This window comes from Lacticaseibacillus thailandensis DSM 22698 = JCM 13996 (genome assembly GCF_001436135.1).
In the GTDB taxonomy this organism is placed as follows: Bacteria; Bacillota; Bacilli; order Lactobacillales; family Lactobacillaceae; genus Lacticaseibacillus; species Lacticaseibacillus thailandensis.
In genome coordinates this window covers 12860-30764 of the sequence record NZ_AYZK01000004.1, presented here as the reverse complement: position 1 = coordinate 30764, position 17905 = coordinate 12860, and the positions used below count along the sequence as shown (strand labels likewise).

The following is a 17905-nucleotide window of genomic DNA, read 5'->3' as shown; positions in this document are numbered from 1 at the left end:
GCGTAGTCGAGCTATACGGGGCAGAAGCTGGCGCTTAACGTGACATCGACTGCGGCGAAAACCGCCTCCGTCAATGTCACGTTAATGCTCAGCTTCTGAACGCCCCGCTCCGCTCTGTGGCACCCATCATCGTAACGCTCCATCGATCAAATGATCAAAGTGAACCGGCCAACGAGGGTCGATTCGGTTTTATTTAGTGGTGTGCGCAATTGCTTCCGCACACGTCTTGATCCGCCCGCACGGGTGCGACCCGTCCGGTTGTGGCATCAAGATGCCACCCGTCTTAATTAAACCAGTTCGATGATAACCATCGGTGCGGCGTCACCACGCCGTGGGCTGGTCTTCATAATCCGGGTGTAACCACCGTTACGACCTTCGTAACGCTTTGCCAGGTCACTGAACAGCTTCTGCAATGCGGATGTAACCACCACTGCGTCCCCTTCTTCAGTAACGTCAGCAATTTCGTTGCGGACAAACGCTGCGGCCTGACGACGTGCGTGCAGGTCACCATGCTTACCCAACGTGATCATCTTTTCAGTCGTCGAACGAACTTCCTTAGCGCGTGCTTCGGTCGTGATGATACGTTCGTTGATGATCAAGTCAGTAGTCAGGTCACGGAGCAATGCCTTACGCTGGGAACTTGTACGGCCCAATTTCCGGTAACTCATGTGTTATTCCTCCTTTACAATTAGTCTTCTTGACGTAGGCTGAGGCCCAAGTCGGACAGCTTGTTCTTTACTTCTTCAAGCGACTTCCGGCCGAGGTTACGTACCTTCATCATTTCTGCTTCAGTCTTGTCGGTCAATTCCTGAACGGTGTTGATCCCGGCACGCTTCAGACAGTTGTAAGAACGAACAGACAGGTCCAGTTCCTCGATCGTCATATCGAGCAACTTTTCACGCTGACTGTCTTCCTTTTCAACCATGATGTCGGCGTTCTTGGCGTCATCAGTCAGGTTGACAAAGATTGCCAGGTGATCCGTCAAAATTTTGGCGGCCAACGCGATGGCTGCACTGGGGGTGATTGACCCGTTCGTCCAGACATCCAACGTTAGTTTGTCAAAATCACTACGACGGCCCACACGAGCACTCTCAACCGTGTAATTAACTTTACTAATTGGGGTAAAGATGGAATCCACAGCGATGACCCCAATCGGCTGGTCGTCAGACTTGTTCTGATCAGCCGGAACATACCCACGACCAGTCTTGATCGTCATTTCCATTTCCAGGCGACCGCCTTCTGCAATGGTACAAATGTATTGGTCAGGGTTTAACACCTCGACGTCAGCATCTGTTTTGATGTCCGCAGCCGTCACGACAGCCGGACCCTCGACCAAGATGGTGGCCTTCTTGTCCTCTTCCTCACCCTCAACCTTCAAAGCAAGCTTCTTAATGTTGAGGATAATCTGGGTCACGTCTTCCAGAACGCCATCAATCGTCGAGAATTCATGCACGACGCCATCAATGTGTACGCTAGAAACCGCTGCCCCAGGCAAAGATGAAAGCAAAATTCGCCGCAACGAATTGCCGAGCGTAGTACCATACCCGCGTTCGAGTGGCTCGACGACAAACTTACCGTAGTTGTTGTCTTCTTCAACCTTGGTGATGTTTGGCTTTTCAAATTCAATCATCTATTGTGTACCCCTTTCAAATCGAGAGTGATGTGCGACATACCCACGCGCTCAACAAAGCGCAGGGCACACGAACTACACCCGACGACGCTTTGGAGGACGAGAACCATTGTGAGGTACTGGCGTAACGTCACGGATAGCCGTAACGTCGACACCGGCAGCCTGAATGGCACGAATAGCTGCTTCACGGCCCGAACCAGGACCCTTAACGGCTACTTCAACAGACTTCATGCCGTGTTCCATTGCTTCCTTAGCAGCTGCTTCTGCAGCCATTTGTGCAGCGTATGGCGTGGACTTACGGGAGCCCTTGAAGCCAAGTGCACCAGCAGAAGACCAAGCCACTGCGTTACCCTGGGCATCAGTAATCATGACCAGTGTGTTGTTGAAAGTGGCGTGGATGTGCGCAACACCGCTTTCGATGTGCTTACGCACACGACGCTTGCGCGTTGTTTTCCTTGTTGCCATCAGTACAGACCTCCCTTATTATTTCTTCCTACCAGCAATGGTAGCTTTCTTACCCTTGCGAGTACGTGCGTTGTTCTTGGTGTGCTGACCGCGAACTGGCAAACCACGACGGTGACGCATGCCACGGTATGAGCCAATTTCCTGAAGCCGCTTGATGTTCATGCTGACTTCACGGCGCAAATCACCTTCGACACGAATGTTATCTACTTCCGCACGCAACTTGTCTTCCTGGTCAGGAGTCAGGTCTGCAACCCGCACGTTTTCTGGTACACCAGCAGCTGCACAGATCTTTTGTGCAGTACTGTTGCCAATACCGAAAATGTAGGTCAAACCAATGACAATTTGCTTGTTGCGGGGTAAATCAATACCTGCAATACGAGCCATGTGATGACACCTCCTATGATAGTGTTTGTTTTATCCTTGGCGCTGCTTGTGCTTTGGGTTTGCAGAGCAAATGATCATCACGCGGCCCTTGCGGCGGACAACCTTGCAGTGCTCACACATTTTCTTTACAGATGGACGTACTTTCATCTTTAAAATGCCTCCTGTGTTGACTACTTGAAACGGTACGTAATCCGGCCCTTAGTCAGGTCGTATGGAGACAACTCCACCGTCACGCGGTCACCAGGCAGAATCCGGATGTAGTGCATCCGGATCTTCCCGGAAACGTGCGCCAGAATCTCCGCATCGTTTTCAAGCTTTACTTTAAACATCGCGTTGGGTAATGTATCCACCACGGTGCCCTGAATCTCAATGACATCGTCTTTTGCCACGAAACCTATTCCTCCTCGTCCGTTTTGGTCACAATTAAATCACGCACCCAAAAATGGGCGCCGACCGTCCGGCACACCAAAGCAGTGTACCACAAAGTTCGCAAGTTGAAAACAAAGCTGTCAGCTGACAGACGATGCCGTTCTCGAACTAGGCCCTAGCCGCGAGAATTTTTTCAATCTCAGCGAACACCGCGTCGATATCCTGATCACCATTAACGGTGTACAGCAACTGACGGTTAGCGTAGAAATCAAGCAGGGGCGTGTTCATCTTAATGTTTACCTGCAGACGGTTCTGAACGGTCTCCGGCTTGTCATCATCCCGCTGGAAGAACTCGTGGCCACCGCAACGGTCACAGGTACCTTCCACCTTGGGGTTGTGGTACAACTTGTTGTACGTGGCCCCACAGGTTTTGCAGATATAACGCGCACTCAGACGGTCGGCCAGGACTTTGGGATCAACATCAATGTTGATGACTGCGTCCAACGGCTTGTTCAACTCGGCGGTGATATCAGTCAACGCCTCCGCCTGCGCAATCGTCCGGGGAAAACCGTCCAGCATGTAACCAGCATCGGTATCTGGTTGCTGAAGCCGTTCCTTAACGAGACCTTCAGTGACCTCATCGGGCACCAGCTGACCTTTGTCCATGTAGGACTGAGCCTGCTTACCCAACTCGGTACCGTCAGCCATCGCCGCCCGGAACATGTCGCCAGTACTAATGTGGGCAATGGGATATTTAACCACAATCTTTTCAGCTTGCGTACCCTTACCCGCGCCTGGTAGACCCATTAAAATCAGATTCACTTTTGTAGCCTCCGTTTAGCTATTTCTTCACCAGGTCACCCTGGATGAAGCCAACGTATTCGCGTTTCATGAGCAACCCATCTAGCTGGCGGACCAACTCAATGGCCGTCATGACCACAATTAACAGGCTGGTACCACCCAACCCGATGGATTGTGGCAAGTTCCACAGTAACGCGGCTAGTTGTGGCATCAAGGCAATCAACCCCAGGAAGAGTGCCCCGACAACGGACAACCGCATGAGAATCCGGGAAACGAATTTCTCCGTCTCCTTCCCAGGCCAAACACCCGGAATGTAACTACCCTGCTTGACCAAGTTCTCCGACAACTTCTCCGGGTTAACCTGAACGAAGGCGTAGAAGAACGTGAACAAGACGATCAGTAAGGTGTAAAGCGCAATCCCAATCGGCTTTTCGAGACTGAAGATGTTGGTCAACGTGATGTACCAGCCATCACTGCCATGACTCTTCTGGAACGCCATCAAAATAGTTTGTGGCGTCACGATGAGTGAACTAGCAAAGATGACGGGAATCACCCCGGCAACGTTAACCTTCAGGGGCAGGTAGGAATTGTCACCCGCACTGGTCACACGGCGCGTGTACTGAATCGGAATTTTACGGTTAGCTTGTTGTACCCAGGTCACGAAAGCAACGACGACAATCACCAGAATCAGCAGACCCACCATGAAGAGGGCCCCCTGCCAGCGATCAGACGGGTCGTTGTTCGTAATCTGGTCCGTCCAGATTTCCTTGACCCCGGATGGGAGCCGGGCAATAATCCCGGCAAAGATAATCATGGAGACCCCGTTGCCGAGACCCTTATCCGTGATTTGTTCCCCCATCCAGGTCAGTAACATCGTCCCACCGGTGAGAATAACACCGATAACGAGGTACTGTTGCACGCTCGGGTTCTTTACCAGCCCGTATTGGGAGAGGACTTGGAACCCAGCGGTAATCCCAATACCCTGAACAAACGCCAGGATAATGGTTAGGTAGCGGGTCACCTGGTTCAGCTTGCGCCGACCAACTTCCCCTTGCTTACTCCATTCAACAAACTTCGGGACAATGTCCATCTGTAACAGTTGAATGATGATCTGTGCGGTAATGTATGGCGACACCCCAAGGGCAAAGATGGAGTAGTTCGACAAACCACCACCACTGACGGTCGATAGAATGGAAATCAGTCCGGTATCGCCCAGCTTAGTGAGCTGACCAGCGTCAATCCCTGGTACCGAAATACTGGCACCTAACCGGTAAACCAGCAAAACGATCAGGGTGAACAACATCTTGTGACGAATGTCCTTCACCTTGAGTGCGTTTTTGAGGGTCGCAATCATTAGATCACCTCAATTGAACCGCCTGCTGCTGCAACAGCTTCTTTAGCAGTTGCGGATGCTTTTGCTACCTTGATGGTTAACTTCTTGGTCAACTCGCCATCACCCAACAGCTTGATGCCGTCAAGTTCGTTCTTAACCAAGCCGCTCTCAACGAGCAATGCTGGAGTAACTTCCGTACCATCATCAAAACGGTTCAGGTCGGATAGGTTGATAACCGCGTAGTCTTTGCGGTTAACGTTCTTGAAACCGCGCTTCGGCATACGACGGAACAGTGGCATCTGGCCACCTTCAAACCCAAGACGAGTCTTGCCACCCTGACGAGCCAATTGACCCTTAGTACCCTTACCAGCAGTCTTACCCTGACCACTAGAAGTACCACGGCCAAGACGCTTGCGGCTGTGACGTGAACCTTCACTTGGAGTGAGTTCGTGTAACTTCATGGATGTGCGCACCTCCTTGTATATAGTTTTGTTAGTCCTTAACTTCTTCAACGGAAACCAGGTGGAAAATCTGGTTAATAACACCACGAGTAGCGGCGTTATCTGGCTTGATCACCGTGCTGTTCACACGGCCCAGGCCAAATTCCTTGACAATCTTGCGCTGCTTCGGCAAACGGTGTGCCGCAGACCGAGTCAACGTGATCTTCAATTGAGCCATTGTTGACTACCTCCTAGTCTTGTAGGTGTGCAACGGAAACGCCGCGCAACTCAGCAACTTCTTCAGCGGTCTTTAGCTGCTTCAAGCCTTCGATCGTTGCACGCACCATGTTAATTGGCGTGTTCCGACCAAGGGACTTACTAGTAACGTCACCGATACCCGCTAATTCCATAACGGCACGGATGGCACCACCAGCGGCAACCCCAGAACCTTCAACGGATGGCTTCAACAGCACTTCACCAGCGCCGTAGTGACCAATTACTTCGTGAGGAATCGTAGTACCAACACGTGGTACGGCGATCAGGTTCTTCTTACCGTTTTCGACGGCCTTACGGATGGCTTCAGGAACTTCCTGGGCCTTACCCGTACCAAGACCGACGTGGCCGTTCTTGTCACCAACAATCGCAATAGCAGCGAAACGCAGGCGGCGACCACCCTTGACAACTTTAGTAACTCGGTTGATAGCGACGACTTCGTCTTCCAAATCGAGTTGGTTTGGATCGATAAATGATGCCATGTTAGGTTTTTCCTCCTGTGTTAGAATTCGAGGCCGTTCTCACGAGCAGCTTCGGCTAGTGCAGCGACACGACCATGGTAGATGTAACCACCACGGTCGAAGACTACATCAGACTTACCAGCAGCAACAGCGCGCTTGGCAATCAAGGCACCGACTTGAGCTGCTTGCTCAGTCTTAGTAGCATCGGCTTTAATTTCTTTATCGAGAGTGGAGGCACTTGCTAACGTCACACCCGCTACGTCATCAATTAATTGAGCGTAGATGTTTTTGTTGGAACGGAATACGTTCAAGCGTGGGCGCTCGCTCGTACCAGAAATCTTGCCCCGTACACGCGCATGGCGCTTTGCACGAGTCTTGTTCTTATCTGGCTTTGAAATCACAATGTTCACCTCATAAAATTTTATGCAGCCAATAACTGACTACTACTTACCAGTCTTACCTTCCTTACGCCGAACGTATTCGTCGACGTAACGGATACCCTTACCCTTGTATGGTTCAGGGGAGCGAACAGCACGGATCTCGGCGGCAAACTGGCCAACCTTCTCTTTGCTGATCCCAGAAACGGTGATAGCTGTAGTACCAGGTACTTCAACCTTTACGCCCTCTGGGGCTTCCATCTCAACCGGGTGAGAGTAACCAACGTTCAGGACCAACTTGGAACCCTGCATCTGGGCACGGTAACCAACACCGACCAGAGACAAGTCCTTCTTGTAGCCCTCGGTTACCCCAACAACCATGTTGTTGAATACGGCACGGGTAGTGCCGTGGATAGCCTTTAAATTATCGTTGTCACGGTCAAATGACACCGTGTTACCGTCCACCGTCATCTTAATGTCGGCGCTGAGCTCACGGGTCAGTTCACCCTTAGGACCCTTAACGGTCACAACGTTGCCGTCTTGCGCTACAGAAACACCTTCTGGTAGCGTGACGCTTTTATAACCAATACGACTCACAGGTAGGCACCTCCTTTGTTAATTTTTGTATTACCAAACGTAGGCGAGTACTTCGCCACCGACGTTCTTGGCACGGGCTTCCTTGTCGGTGATAACACCGTTGGAAGTGGAAATGATTGCAATCCCGAGACCATTGAGAACCTTAGGGACAGCGTCCGCCTTTACGTAAGTACGTAGGCCGGGCTTGCTGATACGCTTCAAACCAGAGATGACCTTTTCGTTGTCCTTCCCGTACTTCAGGAAGATGCGGATCATGCCTTGCTTGTCGTCATCGATAACTTCATAGTCACGGATGAACCCTTCGTTCTTCAAGATTTCGGAAATGGATTTCTTCATCTTGGAAGCAGGTACTTCCAGGCTTTCGTGACGTACCATGTTGGCGTTACGAATGCGAGTCAAGTAGTCTGCAATAGGATCTGTCAGAGCCATTGATTTAACCTCCTTTGTCTAAGTGAATTGAATTACCAGCTGGCCTTCTTCAAACCAGGAATCTGACCGGCGTGTGCTAACTCACGAAGGCAAATCCGGCAAAGCTTAAACTTCCGGTAAACGGAGTGTGGCCGACCACAGCGCTCGCAGCGCGTGTATTCTTGAACAGCGAACTTTGCAGGCCGGTGGTTCTTTACAATTAAAGACTTCTTAGCCAAGTGGTTGACCTCCTTACTTAGCGAATGGCATCCCGAACTGCTTGAGCAGCGCGAGACCTTCTTCATCAGTTTGTGCAGTAGTAACGATTACAACGTCCAGACCACGAACGTGGTTAACCTGATCGTAGTCAATTTCTGGGAAGATCAACTGTTCACGAACACCCAGGGTGTAGTTACCACGACCGTCAAAACTCTTTGGTGAAATACCGCGGAAGTCCCGCACACGTGGTAGGGAAACATTGATCAACTTGTCCAGGAAGTCGTACATCCGCTCGCCACGAAGGGTGACCTTCGCACCAATCGGCATGCCTTCACGCAGACGGAAGTTGGCAATCGACTTCTTAGCCTTAGTCGTCATGGGGTGCTGACCAGAGATCAGTGCCAATTCGTTAACGGCTTCGTCCAGGTTCTTGGCGTTCTGTGTAGCATCACCAACACCCATGTTCAAGACGATTTTGTCAATCTTCGGCGTCTGCATCGTGCTCTTGTAACTGAACTGCTTGTTCAGCGCCGGTGCAATTTCCTGCTTATAACGTTCTTGTAAACGGTTTGCCATGAAAAATAGGTCCTCCTTTCTATTACTTGTCGAGAGCGGTGCCAGACTTCTTGGCTACGCGCACACGCTTACCATCCTGTTCGGTAACACCGACACGGGATGGCTTGTTGTCCTTCGGGTCGAGCAACATGACGTTAGAAACGTGAATTGCTGCTTCAGCATCGACGATACCACCGTTAGGGTTAGTATTCGACGGCTTCACGTGCTTCTTAACCATGTTGATGCCCTCAACGATGACGCGGTCCTTGTTCTTCAGGACCTGCTTGATGGTGCCTTCTTTGCCAGCGTCTTTACCACGCATGACGCGCACCTTATCACCTGTTTTGAATAACATGTTGCACCTCCTCCTATGGAAATTACAGAACTTCGGGTGCTAGTGAAACGATCTTCATAAAGTCGTTGTCACGCAACTCACGAGCCACGGGGCCAAAGATACGGGTACCCTTTGGCGTTTTGTCATCGTTGATGATGACAGCGGCATTTTCGTCAAACTTGATGTATGAACCATCAGTCCGGTGTGCACCTGACTTAGTCCGTACGATTACAGCCTTAACGACATCTGCCTTTTTGACAACGCCACCTGGTGTTGCCTGTTTTACAGTTGCGACTACGACGTCACCGATGTTCCCGGTCTTGCGGTAAGAACCACCAAGAACCTTAATCACGAGGATTTCGCGCGCACCGGAGTTGTCTGCCACTTTGAGGCGACTTTCTTGTTGAATCACTGTTATGTCCTCCTTTCGTCACGAAATGCTCTAGATAATAACGGCCTTCTCGACAATGTCGAGCAACCGGAAACGCTTGGTCTTTGACAGAGGACGGGTTTCCATGATGCGAACGGTGTCACCAACGTGGGCTTCGTTGTTCTCATCCTGGGCGTAGTACTTCTTGGAGTACTTTACACGTTTGCCATATACCGGGTGGGTCTTGGTAGTGTTGACCTCGACGGTAATGGTCTTGTCCATCTTGTCAGAGACAACGCGGCCCTGATAAACTTTACGACTATTACGTTCTTCCAAAGTACTGGGCTCCTTTCCGATTATTTGTTCAGTTGCTGCTGACGCAGAACCGTCTTAATCCGGGCAATGTTCTTCTTAACCTGCTTCAAACGAGCAGTGTTTTCCAGCTGACCGGTCGCCTGCTGGAAACGGAGGTTGAACAATTCGTCTTTGTATTGCTTTTCCTTGTCCAACATCTCAGCAGTGCTCAATGCGGTAATTTCCTTAGCCTTCATTCTGCTCACCTGCTTCCTGGCGCTTGATCACCTTGGTACGGATTGGGAGTTTGTTGGAAGCCAAACGCAATGCTTCGTTAGCGACTTCTTCAGAAACGCCACCAACTTCAAACATCACCTTCTGGCGCTTAACAACGGCTACCCAGCCTTCTGGTGCACCCTTACCATTACCCATACGTACCCCAACACCTTTGCTGGTGTAGGACTTGTGCGGGAAGATCCGGATCCAAACTTTACCGCCACGCTTCATGTAACGAGTCATGGCAACACGAGCGGCTTCAATCTGACGGTTGGAGATCCAGTGGGATTCCAAGGCCTGCAGACCATAATCGCCAAAGTCAACTTTGGTACCGCCCTTGGCGGCGCCACGCATCTTGCCACGGAATTCACGGCGGTGCTTAACACGCTTAGGTACTAGCATTGGTTACTTCGCTCCCTTCGCAGGTTTATTTGCCTTTTCTGGCAAGATTTCACCACGGTAGATCCAGACCTTCACGCCTAGCTGACCGTAAGTGGTTTTTGCTTCCTGCCAAGAGTAATCAATATCTGCACGCAGAGTGTGCAGAGGCACCGTTCCTTCGGAATAGTGCTCGCGGCGAGACATGTCCGCACCGTTCAAACGGCCGGATGTCTGGACCTTGATACCCTTAGCACCTGCCCGCATCGTGCGCTGCATCGTCTGCTTCATTGCGCGACGGAATGCAATACGCTGTTCCAACTGATCGGCGATGTTCTCGGCGACCAACTTGGCGTCCAGGTCAGGTTTCTTGATTTCAACAATGTTGATGTGCACGTTACGACCGGTCAATGCGACGATGTCCTTACGCAGGGCTTCGACCTGAGCACCACCCTTACCGATAACCATCCCTGGCTTAGCGGTGTGGATAGAAATGTTGACCTTGTTAGCGGCACGCTCGATTTCGATGGTCGAGACAGACGCATCGGCGAGCTTCTTGTTAATGAAGTCCCGGATGTGCAGGTCTTCGTGCAGGAATGTGGCATAGTCCTTCTCGGCATACCACTTAGCTTCCCAGTCACGGATGACACCGACACGGAACCCATTTGGATTTACTTTTTGACCCACGCGTTATCCCTCCTTATGCTTCTTTCTCAGCAACGGTCACGGTGATGTGACTCGTACGCTTGTTGATTGGTGATGCAGAACCTTTGGCCCGTGGACGGAACCGCTTCAAGGTTGGACCCTCGTTAACGAAAGCGTCCTTGACGTAGAGGTTTTGTGCATCCAGGTCGAAGTTGTGTTCTGCATTAGCAATCGCACTCTTCAATACCTTAGCAATAATCGGTGAACCCGCGCGGGGCGTGAATTCAAGGATTGCCAGAGCTTCTGCTGCGCTCCGGCCGCGAATCAAGTCGATTACCAACCGCGCTTTGCGAGCAGCAATTCGTACTGTCTTCGCCGTTGCGGTTGCAGACGTAATTGTTTCAGCCATGTCTGAATTGCTCCTTTCTAGCGTGCTGCGGTTTTCTTGTCATCGACAGCGTGACCATGGAAGGTCCGGGTAGGTACAAACTCACCGAGCTTGTGACCAACCATGTCTTCAGACACGTAAACTGGAACGTGCTTCCGGCCATCGTACACTGCGAAGGTGTAGCCGATGAAACTTGGGAAAATAGTTGAACGACGCGACCACGTCTTGATGACGGTCTTCTTGTCGTTACCTGCCTGTGCCTCAACCTTCTTCAGAAGGCTGGCATCGGCAAAAGGTCCTTTTTTAAGACTGCGACCCATTTTGTGACCTCCTTAACTACTACTTGTAGTGGTTTACTTGTGCTTACGGTGACGGACGATGAACTTCTCGGACTTAGCCTTGTGATCACGCGTCTTCTTACCCAACGTCTTCTTACCCCATGGGGATAATGGCGATGGACGACCGATAGGTGCTTTACCTTCACCACCACCATGTGGGTGATCGTTAGGGTTCATAACCGAACCACGAACCGTTGGACGGAAACCGAGCCAACGCTTGCGACCGGCCTTACCAATGCTAATCAGTGAGTGTTCAGCGTTACCAACTTCACCAACCGTTGCACGGTTAACTGCCAGGACCATCCGGACTTCACCGGAAGATAGGCGAACGGTGACGTACTTGCCATCGTGACCCAGCAACTGTGCGGAGGCACCAGCGGAACGGGCCAACTGACCACCCTTACCAGGCTTCAATTCAACGTTGTGAATCAAAGTCCCATCAGGAATGTTGCTCAGTGGCAGTGCGTTACCAGCCTTAATGTCGGCGTCAGGGCCAGAAACAACCTTGTCACCAACCTTGAGACCCTTAGGTGCCAGGATGTAGGACTTAACCCCATCTTCATATGTCAGCAAAGCAATGTTTGCCGTACGGTTTGGATCGTATTCGATAGCCGTTACCTTAGCAGTAACGTTATCCTTCTGCCGCTTGAAGTCGATCACACGGTAGAACTGCTTGTTACCACCGCCACGGTGACGGACAGTGATGTGTCCATGCGCGTTACGGCCGGCGGTGTGGTTTTGGCTTTCCAACAGGGAGCGTTCTGGACGCTTCTTGGTGATGTCGGCAAAGTCGGAACCAGACATGTTACGACGACCGTTGGTGGTTGGTTTGTACTTAATAATCGCCACTTTATTAACCTCCTTTTAAAAATTTTTCGAATTAATCTTCGAAAATCTTGATGTCTTTAGAATCAGCATTCAGGGTAACGATCGCCTTACGACGACGACGGGTCATACCTTCGTAACGACCCTGACGCTTCTTCTTGCCGCGAACATTGGCAATGTTGACGTTCTTAACGCTTGCGCCGAAGATTTCTTCGACAGCGCGCTTAACCTGGGTCTTGTCGGCGTTCAGGTTAACTTCAAACGTGTACTTGCGGTTGTCCATCTCGGCGGTAGACTGTTCGGTAATGATTGGGCGAAGAATAATATCGCGTGCATCCATTATGCGAATACCTCCTCAATCTTCTGGAGAGCTGCTTGTGTGACAACCAGCTTGTTGTTGTTCACGATATCCAAAACGTTGATACCATCAGCAACTACAACCTTGACGTTTGGCAGGTTCCGTGCAGCCAGAGCAGCGTTGTCGTTGCCGGCTTCGAGAACAACCAGAGTCTTTTCGTTGGCGTTCAGTGCAGTCAATGCCTGTGCGAATGCCTTCGTCTTTGGTGCGTCGAAGCTCAAAGCGTCAACGACTACCAGGTTCTTGTCAGCAACCTTTTCGGATAAGACCGACTTCAGTGCCAGGCGACGAACCTTCTTAGGCAGCTTGTAGCTGTAGCTCCGTGGGGTTGGTCCGAAGACGATCCCACCGCCACGCCACTGTGGTGAACGGATGGAACCCTGACGGGCACGACCGGTACCCTTCTGGCGCCATGGCTTGCGGCCACCGCCAGAAACGGCGGAACGGTTCTTAACCGCGTGGGTGCCCTGACGAAGAGAAGCACGCTGCATGATGATTGCATCAAACACCACGTTCTGGTTTGGTTCAATGGCGAAAATAGCATCGTTTAATTCAACGGAGCCGTTCTCAGAGCCATCTTGCTTGTACAAAGTAACGTTAGCCATCTGTTAATGTCCTCCCTTCGTGATTTATTTTGCGACCGACTTAACAGCCGTGCGAACGGTAACAAAGGACTTGTTTGCCCCAGGGACGTTACCCTTGATGAGCAATACGTTGTGATCCGTATCTACGGCCACAACTTCGAGGTTCTGCATGGTAACCTTCTTGTTACCCATGCGGCCTGGCAACTTCTTACCAGGGAACACACGGTTAATGATGGCACCAAGTGAACCAGGACGACGGTGGTAACGAGAACCGTGGGCCATAGGACCGCGACGCTGACCGTCTTTCTTGATGTTACCTTGGTATCCGTGACCCTTTGTAATCCCGGTGACATCCACGATGTCGCCTGCTGCAAAGGTGTCAGCCTTTACTTCGGCACCGACCTCATAATCATCAAGCGCTACATCGCGGATCTCCTTAATGAAGCGCTTAGGGGTGGTGTCTGCCTTCTTTGCGTGGCCAGCTTCTGGCTTGTTGGACAGAACTTCACGCTTGTCGTCAAACCCGAGCTGAACGGCTTCATAGCCATCAGTTTCGTTAGTCTTAACCTGCAACACCTTGTTGCCAGTAACGTCAATGACAGTTACTGGAACCAACTCGCCGTTTTCAGTGAAGACCTGGGTCATGCCGACCTTTTTACCTAAGATTCCTTTTCGAGACAATGGGTACACCTCCAGTTTCTTACAGATTAAAGTTTAATCTCGATATCAACACCGCTTGGCAGGTCGAGCTTCATTAAAGCATCAACTGTCTTTGGCGTTGGGTTAACAATGTCGATCAGACGCTTGTGCGTGCGCATTTCGAACTGTTCCCGTGAATCCTTGTGCTTATGCGGTGAACGTAGCACCGTGTAAAGTGTGCGTTCCGTTGGCAGTGGGATTGGGCCAGAGATCGTAGCACCTGTGCGCTTTGCGGTCTCGACAATCTTTTCTGCGGACTGATCGATAATCCGGTGCTCGTAAGCCTTAAGCCGGATCCGAATCTTCTGTTTTGCCATTGTGTGTCCTCCTTCGTCTATTATCTTTAGTAGACTAGCTCCGTGAAAATTTCCGTCGCGCTCTCCGTGGCAAAGCGGCCGGGCGTGTCGCAACCTCTCACATCCACGCTATGCTTGTGCAAACCGCCGCGGAGCGCACACTGCGCCCCGAATTAACCTGCAACTTTGTTAGTATACATGATATTAACGCCGAGTTCAAGGCCTTTATACAGCTTTCTCGCGTAATTTGCAACGTTCGCGTTTGCGCGTGCCGACCCCGTAATTTGCCCGTACACGTTCGCGTTCAGGGACAAACAGCTATTCTGGGGAGCGCAACCCCATACACCCATTTTCATCCCGCATTTTCTGGTGTAAAATCAGGTGTCAAGACACCAACGCACGCACCGTGCATATACATTAACACCGATGCTTAGTGAACACAAACTGGAGGATATGCTCATGACTCACGCCCTACTGATTATCGATTACACTAACGACTTTGTTGCGCCCAATGGTGCCCTCACGGCCGGCGCCCCCGCTCAGGCTATTGACGACGCCATCGTGGCTGCAGCCGACCAAACTCTGGCTGACGGTGGCTGGGTGTACCTACCGACTGACCTGCATGTTGCCGGCGACCAGTACCATCCTGAGACCAAGCTCTTCCCACCCCACAACGAACGTGACACTTGGGGGCGCGCATTTTATGGCCACACCGGGGAATGGTATGCCGCGCACCACGCTGACGCGCAGGTGCACGCCTTTGCCAAGACCCGCTACTCCAGCTTTGCTGGCACGCCGCTTGACCTCTGGCTACGTTAACGGTCGATTCGTACTATCACCCTTGTCGGTGTCTGCACCGACATCTGCGTCCTGCACACCGCCGTGGACGCGTACAACTTGGGTTACGCGTTGACCATCCCGACCAACGCGACCGCGACGTTCACACCGGGTGGCCAGGACTGGGCACTGAACCACTTCCGTTCCGCGTTGGGCGCCGAGGTCATTTAACGGCCCTTACCATAGTAACTTGCGTGCCAGCCTGCGCACGCGTATGCAAAAAACGCCCGCTACGGCTAAACCCGCAGCGGGCGTTTCGTTTAAGCAACCAGTTTAATTACTGGCCACCGTTTTTCTTGATGATCTCTTCTTGGATGGACTTTGGCGTTGCTTCGTAGTGGTCAAAGGTCATCGTGAAGGTCCCACGACCCTGGGTAGCAGAACGCAGGGTCGTCGCGTAACCGAACATTTCGGCCAACGGTACCATGGCGTTAACGACCTGGGCGTTACCGCGGGCTTCCATACCTTCAACACGGCCACGACGGGCAGTAACCTGGCCCATAACGTCACCAAAGTTGTCTTCTGGAGCCACGATTTCAACCTTCATGATTGGTTCCAGGATGACGGCACCGGCCTTAGGCGCAGCAGCCTTCAAAGCCATGGATGCGGCAACCTTGAACGCAGCTTCGGAAGAATCGACTTCGTGGTAAGAACCATCGTAAAGCTTGGCCTTAACGTCAATCAATGGGTAGCCGGCCAACACACCGTTAGCCATAGCTTCCTTCAGACCCTGCTCAACGGATGGAATGTATTCACGCGGAACCACACCACCGACGATGGCGTCTTCGAATTCGAAGCCTTTGCCCTCTTCGTTAGGAGTGAACTCGATCCAAACATCACCATACTGACCTTTACCACCAGACTGACGCACAAACTTACCTTGGGCGCTAGCTTGCTTGGTGAAGGTTTCACGGTAGGCAACTTGTGGTTCACCAATCTGGGCGTCAACATTGAATTCACGCCGCATACGGTCAACCATGATGTCCAAGTGCAGTTCACCCATGCCGGCGATCAAAGTTTCACCAGTTTCAGGGTTAGTTTCCGCCTGGAACGTTGGGTCTTCTTCGGCCAGCTTCTGGATGGCAACATCAAGCTTGTCGCGGTCTTCCTTGGACTTAGGTTCAACGGAAACCTGGATAACTGGGTCAGGAATTTCAAGGGATTCCAATACCAGTGGGTGGTCCTGGTCGGTCAGGGAATCACCAGTAGTGGTGTTCTTCAAACCGATAACGGCCGCAATATCACCAGAGAAGACTTCAGGGATTTCCTGACGGTGGTTACTGTGCATTTGCAACAGACGACCAACACGTTCACGCTTGCCCTTCGTCGTGTTCTCAACGTAGGAACCGGATTCCAAACTACCAGTGTAAACACGGATGAAAGTCAGACGACCAACGAATGGGTCGGTGGCAATCTTGAAGGCCAACGCAGCGAACGGCTTGTCGTCACCGGCCATCAATTCAACTTCTTCACCAGTTTCTGGGTCCTTGGCGTTATATGGCTTAACGTCCAGTGGGCTAGGCAGGTAGTCGACCGTGGCGTCGAGCAGCATCTGGACACCCTTGTTCTTGAAGGCAGAGCCAGCCAGAACAGGGAAGAATTCCAGGTTGATGGTCGCCTTACGGATAGCAGCCTTCAGTTCCGGCACACTAATGTCGTCACCATTCAGGTACTTTTCCATAATGTCATCGTCAACATCGGCAACGGCTTCAACAAGGTCCTGGCGAGCTTTCTCTGCCTGTTCCTTATATTCGTCAGGGATCTCAACAGTATCCCATTCCGTCCCCAATTCGTCTTCGTCGTACAGGTCGGCCTTCATTTCAAGGAGGTCGATAACCCCTTCAAACTTGTCTTCAGCACCGATCGGCAACTGGATAGCGTGGGCGTTGGCACCCAGACGGTCGCGGATAGTACCCACGGAGTACTGGAAGTCGGCGCCGACCTTGTCCATCTTGTTGACGAACACGATCCGCGGAACACTGTATGTGGTAGCCTGACGCCAAACGTTTTCGGTCTGAGGTTCAACCCCAGCCTGAGCATCTAGCACGGTGATGGCACCATCCAAAACACGCAGGGAACGTTCAACTTCGATAGTGAAGTCAACATGTCCTGGGGTATCGATGATGTTGATACGGTTACCCTTCCAGTGGGCGGTAGTAGCGGCGGAAGTGATCGTGATACCACGCTCTTGTTCCTGAGCCATCCAGTCCATCTGGGAAGCACCGTCATGAGTTTCACCGATTTTGTGAATTTTACCTGTGTAGTACAGGATACGTTCAGTGGTAGTAGTTTTACCAGCATCGATGTGGGCCATGATCCCAATGTTACGGGTCTTTTCAAGTGGGAATTCACGCTTGTTAGCCATGTGAAAGATTTACTCCTCTCAAGTTAATACAGAGTGACAGCACCCATTGTGCTGTTCAAATGAAGTTGGTTCAAAGAAAGGGCTACTATATGGCGTAGCAACCGCATATAATAGCCCTTCATATTACCAACGATAGTGTGCAAATGCCCGGTTGGCGTCTGCCATACGGTGGGTATCTTCACGCTTCTTAACGGCTGCACCAGTGTTGTTGGCGGCATCCATCAGTTCGCGGGCCAGCCGCTCGTCCATGGTGTGTTCACCACGAGAACGCGCGTACTGTACGATCCAGCGCAGGCCCAAAGTGGTCCGACGTTCTGGTCGAACTTCGATTGGCACCTGGTAGTTAGAACCACCGATACGACGAGCCTTAACTTCCAGAACAGGCATAACGTTCTTCATTGCCTCTTCGAAAACTTCGACTGGGTCGTTACCAGTTTGTTCCTTAATAATGTCAAATGCATCGTAGAGAATCTTCTGCGCCTTACCACGCTTGCCATCAACCATCATGTGGTTGATCAAGCGGGTAACCAGCTTTGAGTTGTAAACTGGGTCAGGCAGGACATCTCGGTTTTTAACGTAGCCTTTACGTGGCATCCTAAAACCCTC

Annotated in this window: 31 protein-coding genes and 1 pseudogene; 1 reads left to right on the top strand and 31 read right to left on the bottom strand. The window is 51.4% G+C overall.

Going from position 1 to position 17905, the window contains the following annotated elements; translation table 11 throughout:
• Window positions 1–287: 287 nt before the first annotated feature.
• The 29 genes from rplQ to rpsJ all read right to left on the bottom strand — a co-directional run bounded on the left by rplQ (window position 288) and on the right by rpsJ (window position 14118).
• Window positions 288–668: a 50S ribosomal protein L17 gene (gene rplQ, locus FD19_RS06755; RefSeq protein WP_054750936.1), complete on the bottom strand. Its 381-nt coding sequence runs from the start codon at window positions 666–668 to the stop codon at window positions 288–290.
• Between the two features lie 20 nt (window positions 669–688).
• Window positions 689–1630, bottom strand: coding sequence for a DNA-directed RNA polymerase subunit alpha (locus FD19_RS06750; RefSeq protein WP_054649313.1), 942 nt, complete (start codon window positions 1628–1630; stop codon window positions 689–691).
• Between the two features lie 75 nt (window positions 1631–1705).
• On the bottom strand, window positions 1706–2095 hold the full coding sequence (gene rpsK, locus FD19_RS06745; protein WP_054750935.1) for a 30S ribosomal protein S11: 390 nt from the start codon (window positions 2093–2095) through the stop codon (window positions 1706–1708).
• Between the two features lie 18 nt (window positions 2096–2113).
• Entirely contained in the window at window positions 2114–2479 is a 366-nt protein-coding gene (gene rpsM, locus FD19_RS06740; protein ID WP_054750934.1) for a 30S ribosomal protein S13, read from the bottom strand.
• Window positions 2480–2509: 30 nt separating this feature from the next.
• On the bottom strand, window positions 2510–2626 hold the full coding sequence (gene rpmJ / locus FD19_RS09615) for a 50S ribosomal protein L36 (protein ID WP_003567518.1): 117 nt from the start codon (window positions 2624–2626) through the stop codon (window positions 2510–2512).
• 23 nt (window positions 2627–2649) lie between these two features.
• Complete coding sequence (infA, locus tag FD19_RS06735) at window positions 2650–2868, bottom strand: translation initiation factor IF-1 (RefSeq protein WP_054750933.1); 219 nt, start codon at window positions 2866–2868, stop codon at window positions 2650–2652.
• Between the two features lie 148 nt (window positions 2869–3016).
• Window positions 3017–3670, bottom strand: a complete 654-nt coding sequence (locus FD19_RS06730; protein ID WP_056969451.1) for an adenylate kinase — start codon at window positions 3668–3670, stop codon at window positions 3017–3019.
• 19 nt (window positions 3671–3689) lie between these two features.
• Window positions 3690–5003, bottom strand: coding sequence for a preprotein translocase subunit SecY (gene secY / locus FD19_RS06725; RefSeq protein ID WP_056969448.1), 1314 nt, complete (start codon window positions 5001–5003; stop codon window positions 3690–3692).
• Window positions 5003–5443 carry a 50S ribosomal protein L15 gene (gene rplO, locus FD19_RS06720; RefSeq protein ID WP_054750931.1) on the bottom strand — a complete coding sequence of 147 codons (441 nt, stop codon included), beginning with the start codon at window positions 5441–5443 and terminating at the stop codon, window positions 5003–5005. Before rplO ends, secY begins: the two co-directional genes overlap by 1 nt.
• Before the next feature lie 31 nt (window positions 5444–5474).
• Complete coding sequence (gene rpmD / locus FD19_RS06715) at window positions 5475–5660, bottom strand: 50S ribosomal protein L30 (RefSeq protein ID WP_054750930.1); 186 nt, start codon at window positions 5658–5660, stop codon at window positions 5475–5477.
• A gap of 13 nt (window positions 5661–5673) precedes the next feature.
• Window positions 5674–6177 (bottom strand): 30S ribosomal protein S5, encoded by a 504-nt coding sequence (rpsE, locus tag FD19_RS06710; protein WP_054750929.1) that lies wholly within the window; start codon window positions 6175–6177, stop codon window positions 5674–5676.
• A 20-nt stretch (window positions 6178–6197) separates the two neighbouring features.
• On the bottom strand, window positions 6198–6566 hold the full coding sequence (rplR, locus tag FD19_RS06705) for a 50S ribosomal protein L18 (RefSeq protein WP_054750928.1): 369 nt from the start codon (window positions 6564–6566) through the stop codon (window positions 6198–6200).
• 33 nt (window positions 6567–6599) lie between these two features.
• A complete protein-coding gene (gene rplF / locus FD19_RS06700) occupies window positions 6600–7130 on the bottom strand; it encodes a 50S ribosomal protein L6 (protein ID WP_054750927.1) in 531 nt (176 codons plus the stop codon).
• A 30-nt stretch (window positions 7131–7160) separates the two neighbouring features.
• Entirely contained in the window at window positions 7161–7559 is a 399-nt protein-coding gene (gene rpsH, locus FD19_RS06695) for a 30S ribosomal protein S8 (protein ID WP_054750926.1), read from the bottom strand.
• A 32-nt stretch (window positions 7560–7591) separates the two neighbouring features.
• Window positions 7592–7777 carry a type Z 30S ribosomal protein S14 gene (locus FD19_RS06690; protein ID WP_054750925.1) on the bottom strand — a complete coding sequence of 62 codons (186 nt, stop codon included), beginning with the start codon at window positions 7775–7777 and terminating at the stop codon, window positions 7592–7594.
• A gap of 13 nt (window positions 7778–7790) precedes the next feature.
• A complete protein-coding gene (gene rplE / locus FD19_RS06685; protein WP_054750924.1) occupies window positions 7791–8333 on the bottom strand; it encodes a 50S ribosomal protein L5 in 543 nt (180 codons plus the stop codon).
• A 22-nt stretch (window positions 8334–8355) separates the two neighbouring features.
• Window positions 8356–8667, bottom strand: coding sequence for a 50S ribosomal protein L24 (gene rplX, locus FD19_RS06680; protein ID WP_054750923.1), 312 nt, complete (start codon window positions 8665–8667; stop codon window positions 8356–8358).
• A gap of 22 nt (window positions 8668–8689) precedes the next feature.
• Window positions 8690–9058, bottom strand: coding sequence for a 50S ribosomal protein L14 (gene rplN, locus FD19_RS06675; RefSeq protein ID WP_054649289.1), 369 nt, complete (start codon window positions 9056–9058; stop codon window positions 8690–8692).
• A 30-nt stretch (window positions 9059–9088) separates the two neighbouring features.
• Window positions 9089–9352 (bottom strand): 30S ribosomal protein S17, encoded by a 264-nt coding sequence (gene rpsQ / locus FD19_RS06670; protein WP_054750921.1) that lies wholly within the window; start codon window positions 9350–9352, stop codon window positions 9089–9091.
• Between the two features lie 20 nt (window positions 9353–9372).
• Window positions 9373–9567, bottom strand: a complete 195-nt coding sequence (gene rpmC, locus FD19_RS06665) for a 50S ribosomal protein L29 (RefSeq protein ID WP_054649285.1) — start codon at window positions 9565–9567, stop codon at window positions 9373–9375.
• Window positions 9557–9988, bottom strand: a complete 432-nt coding sequence (rplP, locus tag FD19_RS06660) for a 50S ribosomal protein L16 (protein ID WP_054750920.1) — start codon at window positions 9986–9988, stop codon at window positions 9557–9559. The genes rpmC and rplP overlap by 11 nt, the downstream gene beginning before the upstream one ends.
• 3 nt (window positions 9989–9991) lie before the next feature.
• On the bottom strand, window positions 9992–10651 hold the full coding sequence (gene rpsC, locus FD19_RS06655) for a 30S ribosomal protein S3 (protein WP_054750919.1): 660 nt from the start codon (window positions 10649–10651) through the stop codon (window positions 9992–9994).
• Between the two features lie 13 nt (window positions 10652–10664).
• Entirely contained in the window at window positions 10665–11018 is a 354-nt protein-coding gene (gene rplV, locus FD19_RS06650) for a 50S ribosomal protein L22 (RefSeq protein WP_054750918.1), read from the bottom strand.
• Between the two features lie 17 nt (window positions 11019–11035).
• Window positions 11036–11317, bottom strand: coding sequence for a 30S ribosomal protein S19 (gene rpsS / locus FD19_RS06645; RefSeq protein ID WP_056969446.1), 282 nt, complete (start codon window positions 11315–11317; stop codon window positions 11036–11038).
• A 33-nt stretch (window positions 11318–11350) separates the two neighbouring features.
• Window positions 11351–12184, bottom strand: coding sequence for a 50S ribosomal protein L2 (gene rplB / locus FD19_RS06640; protein WP_054750917.1), 834 nt, complete (start codon window positions 12182–12184; stop codon window positions 11351–11353).
• Window positions 12185–12215: 31 nt separating this feature from the next.
• A complete protein-coding gene (gene rplW, locus FD19_RS06635) occupies window positions 12216–12500 on the bottom strand; it encodes a 50S ribosomal protein L23 (RefSeq protein ID WP_054750916.1) in 285 nt (94 codons plus the stop codon).
• Window positions 12500–13123 carry a 50S ribosomal protein L4 gene (rplD, locus tag FD19_RS06630; RefSeq protein WP_054750915.1) on the bottom strand — a complete coding sequence of 208 codons (624 nt, stop codon included), beginning with the start codon at window positions 13121–13123 and terminating at the stop codon, window positions 12500–12502. The genes rplW and rplD overlap by 1 nt, the downstream gene beginning before the upstream one ends.
• 24 nt (window positions 13124–13147) lie before the next feature.
• On the bottom strand, window positions 13148–13783 hold the full coding sequence (gene rplC, locus FD19_RS06625; protein WP_082383919.1) for a 50S ribosomal protein L3: 636 nt from the start codon (window positions 13781–13783) through the stop codon (window positions 13148–13150).
• A gap of 26 nt (window positions 13784–13809) precedes the next feature.
• The gene (gene rpsJ, locus FD19_RS06620; RefSeq protein WP_054649271.1) at window positions 13810–14118 is read right to left on the bottom strand and encodes a 30S ribosomal protein S10; all 309 of its coding nucleotides are present in this window, start codon (window positions 14116–14118) and stop codon (window positions 13810–13812) included.
• A 432-nt stretch (window positions 14119–14550) separates the two neighbouring features.
• Between rpsJ and FD19_RS06615 the strand changes: the two are divergent.
• Window positions 14551–15105: pseudogene (locus FD19_RS06615) on the top strand (cysteine hydrolase family protein).
• 106 nt (window positions 15106–15211) lie between these two features.
• Here the strand turns inward: FD19_RS06615 and fusA are convergent.
• Both fusA and rpsG read right to left on the bottom strand, forming a co-directional pair.
• Complete coding sequence (gene fusA / locus FD19_RS06610) at window positions 15212–17299, bottom strand: elongation factor G (protein ID WP_056969444.1); 2088 nt, start codon at window positions 17297–17299, stop codon at window positions 15212–15214.
• Window positions 17300–17422: 123 nt separating this feature from the next.
• Window positions 17423–17893, bottom strand: a complete 471-nt coding sequence (rpsG, locus tag FD19_RS06605; RefSeq protein WP_054750914.1) for a 30S ribosomal protein S7 — start codon at window positions 17891–17893, stop codon at window positions 17423–17425.
• Between the last annotated feature and the right edge of the window lie 12 nt (window positions 17894–17905).